The sequence below is a fragment of the Actinomycetota bacterium genome, assembly GCA_018830725.1.
Lineage (GTDB): Bacteria > Actinomycetota > Humimicrobiia > JAHJRV01 > JAHJRV01 > JAHJRV01.
Window position 1 is genome coordinate 1 of sequence record JAHJRV010000129.1, and the last position, 8945, is coordinate 8945.

Sequence of the window (8945 nt, forward strand, 5' to 3'; positions counted from 1 at the left end):
GATGTTTTATGGCACAATGGAATAATTTCAAATCCAAATTGCTCTACAATTGTAATGGTAGTGGCAATTAATCCAATTCACAAAATCTCAAAGATTAAAAGAATAGTTACTTCAACATATCAGGCTGTATCTGGGACTGGAAGGGAAGCAATTGAGGAATTAGAGGAACAATCGAGAGCAGTTCTTAACGGTGAAGAGGTGATATCGGAGGTTTACCCAGTTCAGATAGCATTTAATGTCTTACCACATATTGATGATTTTTATGAAGATGGCTACACAAAAGAAGAAATGAAAATGGTTCACGAGACTCATAAAATAATAGGCGACAATTCTATAAAAATAACTACCACTTCAGTTAGAGTTCCTGTATTTACATCACACTCACTGTCTGTCAATTTAGAGTTAGAATCAAAATTAACAAAAGAAGAAGTTAGAGATATATTAAGTAAAGCCCCTGGAGTAAAAGTTATGGATGACCCGGAAAATTTAATATACCCCACAACTCTAAACTCTTCTGGAAATGATTTGGTTTATGTAGGTAGAATCAGGGAAGATGATTCTGTTGAAGGTGGACTAAATCTCTGGATAGTATCTGACCAACTTAGAAAAGGTGCAGCTACAAATGCTATACAGATTGCAGAAATTTTAATAGAGAAAAATCTTGTTTAAATTTTTAATATGATGCGAAGATGAATGAAAACAAATCAAATTTTACCAATTTTTCAAAATTGAAATTTGTGATAACAATTACAATTTTAGTAGTAGTTTGGGCTTTTGCTTTTCTATTTATAAAAATTGGTTTAGAAGAACTTTCATTTGTTAATCTTACAATAATGAGATTTCTTATTGCATGCCTTGTTTTGATTTTAATTCTTTTTTTTCAAAAAAAAAGATTTTCAAAACTACATAAAAAAGATATAGTTCCAATATTTCTTTTAGGGTTCTTTGGAGTAATAGTCTATCATCTTGGACTAAACTATGGAGAACAATTCATTTCACCCGCTGCAGCAAGTTTAATAATCGCAACAGTTCCAGTTGAGATTATAATATTATCAACAATATTTCTTAAAGAAAAAATAGGGCTTAAAAAATTGATAGGGGTTATTATTGCATTATGCGGTGTAGTTGTAATTTCAATTTGGGGAAAAGCAGGTGCTTCTATTCATATTGAATATATTTCTGCAGTTCTAGCAGTATTAATTGCAGCAATAATGTCAGCATTATACACAATAGCGGGTAAAAAACTTCTAACTCGATATTCTGCATTATCATTGACAACTTACGCAATGTTTTTAGGAAGCCTTGGATTAACCCCATTTATTAGAGGTTCACTTTTGGATCAAATTTTAAAAATGTCGATGACTGGATGGTTCGCAGTTATATTCCTTGGCGTTTTCTCAACTGTTGTAGGATATGGATTATGGTATATTGTTTTGAAAATAAAAAGTGCAAGTGAAATTAGCATTTATCTTTATGCAATCCCAGTTTTATCAACAATTATCAGTTATTTCATGTTTAAAGAAAAAATTACCTTGATGTTTATTTTAGGTGGTTTTCTCGTTATAGCAGGATTGATTATAGTAAATATAAGAGCAAAAATTAATTTTAAATAATAATTAAAATTTTTTAGAAAAATTTAGGGATGATTTTTAAAGATAGAACAGAAGCAGGAAAGATTTTAGCCAAGAAACTCTTTCAAACTTTAAATATTCTTAGGGAAGAGAAAGCAATTAAACCTAAAGAAGTATTTACAAAAAGGAAGAAAAAAGTAGTAAAACACATTTTAGAAGAAAAGGTAAAAGAAGAAACTGAAGAGGAATTAGAAAATAGGTTAGGGAAAGAAGAAGAAGCAGAGAAGATTAGAAAAAGCATAATTGTGTTAGCAATACCTAATGGTGGAGTAGCTGTTGGATATGAAGTTTCAAGAAAATTAAATACTGATTTTGATGTAATAGTCTGTAGAAAAGTTCAGATTCCATGGAACCCAGAAGCAGGATATGGGGCAGTTGCACCAGATGGGAGCTACTTTTTAAATGAAAAGCTGATTTTAGCATTAAGACTTACTGATGAAATTATTCAACAAAATATCCAAAAAACAATAAAGCAGATTAAGAAACGTATAGAGAAATATAGAGGTAAAAAACAATTTCCTAAACTAAAAGATAAAATTGTGATTTTAGTTGATGATGGTCTTGCAAGTGGATTTACAATGTTGGCATCAATTGAATTCGTTAAAAAAAAGAAACCTAAGAAAATTATAGTCGCAGTTCCAACAGCATCAGGAAGTGCTCATCAATTAGTAAGACCTGAGATAGATAAACTTATAGCTCTGGATGTAAGGTATGCATATCCATTCGCTGTGGCTGATGCTTATGAAAACTGGTATGATGTTTCAGATGAAGAAGTTTTAAAATATTTAAGAGATATTAATTAATATAAACTTATAAAATTTAAAAGTGATTTTTCTCTATAATTATCAAAAAAGATATAATTTCCTCTTTTTGTCTGTTAATAAAGATTAGAAGGGAAAAATAAACTTTCAAAATTTATCGATGGATAATTTTTATAAAAGGAAAGAAAATTGGATTAATTATTCAATTAAAGTATAGAGGTTTTATTATGAAGATTACAGTATTTAATGGGAGTCATCGTGGAAAAAATGGAAATACACATGTCATGGTAGAGGAATTTTTATATGGAGCAAGAGATGTGGGTGCTGAAGTAGAGAATATATTTCTTATCAAAAAAGAAATTAAACCATGTCTATCTTGCTTTACCTGCTGGGTAAAAACACCAGGCAAATGTATCATTAAGGATGATATGAAAGATCTATTATCAAAATTTATGTCTTCAGATATTGTAGTTTTTGCAACACCTATCTATGTAGATAATATAACAGGAATTATGAAAATTTTCATAGATAGACTTATACCTTTAATTGATCCTCATTATGAAAGGGATGAAGAAGGTGAATGTAGACACACAAAGAGATTTGAAAAATATCCAAAATTCGTTGTGATATCTAATTGTGGTTATCCAGAGCAAAGTCATTTTCAAGTTTTAAGTTTGTTATTTAAAAGAATTGCCAGAAATATACATTCTGAGGTCATTGCTGAAATATACAGAGGAGGTGGATGGCTTTATAAAACATCTTTAATATCAGACCCCCTTTTTTGCAAGTATAAAGAATTGTTAAGGGAAGCAGGAGAAGAAATAGTTAAAAATTTAAAACTTTCTAAGAAAACAATTTCAAAATTGAAAGAACCAATTATTTCAGTTGATGAGTTTATAGAATTTGCAAATAGAGGTTGTGATAAATTATTATCAAGAATTAAAATATAATCAAGAAAATCTATAATTTTGTGTAAATATTTGATTTGTTTAAAAATTTAAAAAATGGAGGTATTATGTTTGATAAAATGCGGACAATTCTCAGCAAGGTTGATGCAGATTATAGTGATATCCGATATGAAATAAAAAAAGATACTGTAATTTCCTTTAATGGAAAAGAACTGACAAAGATAGGTTCTAATTCTACTGATGGTTATGTTTTAAGAGTTTTAAAAAATGGTGGATTGTCCTCTGTTGCTTTTACAAAAGAGAGTGATAGTGAGAAAGCTATAAATACTGCTATTGAAAATGCGCAGTTAATTACTAAGAACAGAGAAAAACCAATAAAACTTGCTAAAACAGAGGTGGTTAAGGATATTTTTATTCCAGAATTAAAAGAGGATCCCAGGAAAATTTCTACGGCTGAGAAACTTGAACTTGTTAGAGATTATAATAATATTCCGCTTGGATATAAAAAAATAGCTACAACAATTATCAACTATGAAGATGTAATTAGAGAAAAATATTTTATCAATACCGAAGGAACTGAAATAAGAGAGGACCTTGTAACAACCTTGTTATTTGGTGAGATTATAAGTAAAGAGGGAAATTTAACCCAAAATGTTAGAGTCTCTGCAGGAGGAAGTAATGGATTTTCAAATATTCGAAATCAGGAAAGTAATTTTGAAGAGCGAACTGCTATTACTCTCAATCTTTTAAAAGCGAAACCTGTTAAAGGAGGAGTATATAATTGTATTCTAAATCCACATTTAGCAGGGGTATTTACTCATGAAGCTTTTGGACATTTTTCTGAAGCAGATATAATAGAAACCCTTCCAGCTATGCGTGAAAAGATGAAGATTGGAAACAAACTTGGCAATGAAATTTTAAATATAGTAGATAATGCTTTAATACCTAATCAACTTGGATTTTACAAATATGATGATGAAGGAGTAGAAGTTCGTCCCGTACAGCTTATGAAGAATGGAGTCTTAACAGGGAGACTGCATTCAAAAAGAACTGCTGCTGAGTTTGGAGAACAAATCTCTGGACATTGTGTTGCTGAAGATTTCCGTTATCCTCCTATAATCAGAATGGGAACTATTTTTATAGAGCCTGATAAAAGCAGTTTTGAAGAACTTTTAAATATGCTTGGAGATGGACTATATATTTTAGATGCTAAAGGTGGACAAACAGCTGGAGAAAATTTTACCTTTGGTGCGCAATACGGTTATGTGATAAGAAATGGAAAAGTAGGTGAAATGATACGTGATATAAATATTTCAGGCAATTTATATCAAACATTGAAAAATATTGTTGCAGTAGGAAATGACCTTGTATTATCAAAAAGAGGAGGATGTGGAAAAGGTCAGATGAATATTCGTTCATGTAATGGTAGTCCACACATACTTGTTAATAATATTGTAATAGGAGGTGTGTAATGGAAAAATTACTTGAGATGGCAAAAAAAGTTTGTGATAAAGCAGAAGTTTATTCGATTGATTATATATATAATCCCGTTACCTTTGAGGATGCTAAACTACACGATATAGAAAGTAAATTTCAATCAGGTATTAGCCTAAGAATAATAAAAAATGGTAAGCTTGGATTTGCTTACACAAAAAATCTTATAAATCGTGAAGAAATTTTACAGAATGCCCTTGATTCTATTAAAGGAGAAGTAGAGGCAAGCTATGATTTTCCTCTTACAAAAGAGCTCCCCAAGCTCGACACATACAACCCCTCAGTTGAAAATCTGTCCACTACTAAAATGGTAGAAGAATGTGCAAGAGTTTGCGATATTTTGAGGTCCAAAACAGATGGGGAAATTTCAATAACTTCCTCTACTTATATTGAGGACATTCATATTATAAATAGCAAAGGAACAGATGTTTCTCAAAAAGGGACTTTTTACGGTATATATGGAGGTGTAATATATCCTGGATCCGCTTCTGCTATTTGGCGAATTTTTATAAGTAAAAAATTTGAAAAGTTACCAGACGATATTGTGAATGAGATAATAGAACTTTATACACTATCATCTAACGTTGTGGAAACAAAAGGTGGCAAAATGAAAGTGATGTTTATGCCAAATAGTATGCATACTCTTAACGGGAGAATTTTTAGTGGAACAAGTTCTAAAAGTATTTATGAGAAAATCTCACCTGTTGCCGATAAAATTGGAGAAAAAATATTTAATGAAAAAATAACAATCTATGATGATTCATTAAATGATAAATATCCTGGAGCAAGAGCTTTTGATGATGAAGGTGTAAGATGCAAACCGTTAACAATTATAGAGAATGGGATATTAAAAAGTTTCTACTATGACCTGAATTATGCAACTAAACTGAATGCTGAATCTACTGGACATGGGTATAAAGTTCTCCAATGGGGAGGGGAACAGATAACACTAAAACCTATACCTGCGCTTGCTCATATGACTATAAAACCTGGTAAAAAATCCTTTTCAGAATTAGTGAAATCAATTGATAGAGGTATAATCATAGAAGGTGCGCTCGGAGCTCACAGTGGAAATATTCCTAATGGAGATTACTCTGTTGGTGTTAATCCTGGATTATATGTTGAAAATGGTGAAATTATAGGTCGTGTAAAAGATGCAATGATAGCAGGTAATATTTATGAAACATTGAAATATGTTATTGATATTGGTGATACATTGCATCCTTCTTTTATAGGTTTGGGTGACTATAATGCATGGGTACCAGCAATATTATTTGATAATTTAAGTGTTGCAACAAAGTACTAAATAGCTGTAGTGTTTATGAAATACTATAATGCCAACTTACTACTAACAATAAAGTAGCATTAAAACAAATAACTAAGTAGTTATATTAACTATAGGATTACCAGCTTCCTCCACCGCCTCCACCAAATCCTCCTCCTGAAAATCCACCTCCACCACTAAATCCACTTCTGCCTGAAGCAGCACCTCCAGGAGTTGAAGCAAATGCAGTATCCACATTATTTGTAAGATCACTAATCATATTTGTGAATATAACAGCATTAATAATATCAAAATCACCCTCATACCAGTCTGATGGTCTTTCAAAGATTCCTTCAAACTGTTTAGCCCACTGCTTTTCAACACCTAATGCCATAGCATAGGGTAGGAATTTTTCAAACATCTCAGGACTTTTTTCAGGTGCATTAAAGAACTTCAGTCTATCCGTTTCTGTTACTGTTAGAAATTCCTTAAAACCTAATATAGCCTCATGTGTCAGCTTACCCTTTCTTGTTTTTCTTGGCATTGCTCTACCAAAAAGACCTATTATAATGGCAGAAATTATATTTATAATTACAAATATACCAGCTAAAATATAGTATCTATTTCTTACACTGTCAGGATTTGTTGGAAAATAATCCTTCTTTACAAGCGTCTCATATGTCACTGATTTTATGCCTGGTAGATTTTCATAGAACTTACCTTTAAGTTCAGATAATCTAACAATTGTTCTTCCAGTTAAAGGTTTTTCTTCAGTAGTTTCTTCTTTTATTATCTTTCCTTTTTTATCAAATATCTTTAAAGTAGATAATCTTCCTTCCTCTTGAGTAGTATATTTTTTTTCAGTTATTAAATCTCCACCTTTATTAAAAATTTTTATAAAATCAAATACTTTTTCCAGAACACCTGGTTTTTTAGCAAAAATAGCATTAAAGAGCTCTCTTTCATGAGATTCTAAGTTTTTATCTGCTTCTTTTAGCTTAATGAATTCATACTCTCTTTTTGTTTTAAAGAAGCCTTTTTCTTTTATTTCTCTTATCTTCATATAACCCTTTACAGCTAAATCTATAATAGTAGCTGAAATATCTCTTAAATCAGCTCTTTCGTCAACTATGGAACCTATTTCCATAGGGGTTAAATCATCAGGCGGAGAATAGATAGGAATTATTGTTCCTTTTCCAGCTGGGTCTTTTCCATATTTACTCCAAATAAAAGAAAGAGCACCTAATGTAATAAGTGGAACAATAAATACATAAAGGGCTATTAAGTATGGAAGATATTTTAGTAATAAAGAGCCAACATCTGTTGAATATTTTTTAGGGACTTCTTTTACTATTCCTTTTGGCCAACCTAATACGATTGTTAAACCTTCTCCAGGAGAGAGTACTCTGGTACTTGCAAAGTAAGTTTCAGTTTCACTTGAAATTTCACTTTTACAATTTTTTTCTCTTGAATCTATTTTACCTGTATAGCATGTAAGTTTAATATCATCTGACTTAATCTTTTGTGGAAGCATTACTTTGCAGGATGCATTATATATATTTATTTTCCAATTATTTCCAGTAACATTCCAATATAGTTCATCATATTCATCAAAATAGTTAAGTGCTCCACCCATTTCGTAAGTAATAATATAGATATTCTCTCCAGTTACATATATATTTGGGTCACCAATTTTAATGCTTATAAAATCTCCTTTAGTACTGGTATCATATCTATATTTTGATCCAGTTTCATCAACTACGCTTAATACTCTAAAATCGAGTTTATAAATTCCATCTTCTGTTTTATACCGAATTGGAATATCTCTATATATGCCATGTCTATCTTGAGGACCAAAATCATAAGCTATCTTTTCTGTAACTACTATTGAGCTATCACTATTTATTGTTATATTCACATCAAATTCATTTATCTTCTCATCCTGGGCAAGTGCTGAACCAAAAGGAAGAAGAATGGTAACTATGAAGATCGAAATAAAAATGAGTTTAAACTTTCCTTTTCCCATTTTTCTCAAATATTAATCAATATTTTTAAAATTTAGAATTCTACTTTTACAGCTTCTCTTTCTTCTGGTCTTTCAACCTCAAACATTTCTCTCTTTGGGAATTTTCCACTAAAGAGCGATGTTACTAAAGTGTTTGGAAATACTTCTCTCGTAGTGTTGAAATCTCTTACAGTACCGTTGTAATAACGTCTTGCAGATTCAATCTTGTTTTCAGTTTCTTCCAAGTCATCTTGAAGGGATAGGAAATTCTGATTTGCCTTTAATTCGGGATAATTTTCTGCTACAGCGAACAGTGTCTTTAATGTGGCAGTTAAACCACCTTCAGCCTCAGCTCTTGCTACTGGGTTACCTGCTCCCATCGCAACTGATCTTGCTTTCGTTACTTCCTCAAACACAGATTTTTCGTGAGAAGCATAACCTTTCACAGTCTCTACAAGATTTCCGATTAAATCATATCTTCTCTTTAACTGAACATCAATATCACTCCAGGCAGCATTAACTTTAATATTACTACCAACCAACCTGTTATAGATACCAACAAAAGAAGTTGCTAATACTATAATGACAGCTAAAACAATTAACCAACCCATTTATTCTCCTTTCCTAAAAATTTAATTTTATTTTTTAAAAATTTGTACTGTAATTATTATGAAATTTCTCTAATTATCGCAGATTGTATTATCTACATATTATATCTAAAGATGAATCAAATTATAATAAAAGTTATATAGAACTGTCAAGAACACCCCATCACTTGCAGTAGGGAAGAATTGGCAGAATATTTTTCAAAAAAGACCTGATATTTAATTAATGCTTTAGTATAACATATATGTAAATAGATAAAAGGAATTTAAATATGAA

Annotated in this window: 8 protein-coding genes; 6 read left to right on the forward strand and 2 right to left on the reverse strand. The window is 30.9% G+C overall.

All coding sequences use genetic code 11. The features are described from left to right. The 6 genes from KKC53_06090 to KKC53_06115 form a co-directional block, all read left to right on the forward strand. On the forward strand, positions 1–669 hold a 669-nt coding region (locus tag KKC53_06090), incomplete at its 5' end, for an aspartate-semialdehyde dehydrogenase (GenBank protein MBU2598720.1). A gap of 20 nt (positions 670–689) precedes the next feature. Next, entirely contained in the window at positions 690–1613 is a 924-nt protein-coding gene (locus KKC53_06095; protein MBU2598721.1) for a DMT family transporter, read from the forward strand. 29 nt (positions 1614–1642) lie between these two features. Continuing rightward, positions 1643–2434: a phosphoribosyltransferase gene (locus KKC53_06100; protein MBU2598722.1), complete on the forward strand. Its 792-nt coding sequence runs from the start codon at positions 1643–1645 to the stop codon at positions 2432–2434. A gap of 185 nt (positions 2435–2619) precedes the next feature. Continuing rightward, positions 2620–3342 (forward strand): flavodoxin family protein, encoded by a 723-nt coding sequence (locus tag KKC53_06105; GenBank protein ID MBU2598723.1) that lies wholly within the window; start codon positions 2620–2622, stop codon positions 3340–3342. A 65-nt stretch (positions 3343–3407) separates the two neighbouring features. Continuing rightward, positions 3408–4772, forward strand: coding sequence for a TldD/PmbA family protein (locus KKC53_06110; protein ID MBU2598724.1), 1365 nt, complete (start codon positions 3408–3410; stop codon positions 4770–4772). Beyond that, positions 4772–6100 (forward strand): TldD/PmbA family protein, encoded by a 1329-nt coding sequence (locus KKC53_06115; protein MBU2598725.1) that lies wholly within the window; start codon positions 4772–4774, stop codon positions 6098–6100. Before KKC53_06110 ends, KKC53_06115 begins: the two co-directional genes overlap by 1 nt. A gap of 97 nt (positions 6101–6197) precedes the next feature. Here KKC53_06115 and KKC53_06120 read toward each other — a convergent pair whose 3' ends face one another. Next, entirely contained in the window at positions 6198–8084 is a 1887-nt protein-coding gene (locus KKC53_06120) for a DUF2207 domain-containing protein (protein ID MBU2598726.1), read from the reverse strand. Between the two features lie 32 nt (positions 8085–8116). Then, positions 8117–8674 carry a LemA family protein gene (locus KKC53_06125; GenBank protein MBU2598727.1) on the reverse strand — a complete coding sequence of 186 codons (558 nt, stop codon included), beginning with the start codon at positions 8672–8674 and terminating at the stop codon, positions 8117–8119. Positions 8675–8945: the final 271 nt, after the last annotated feature.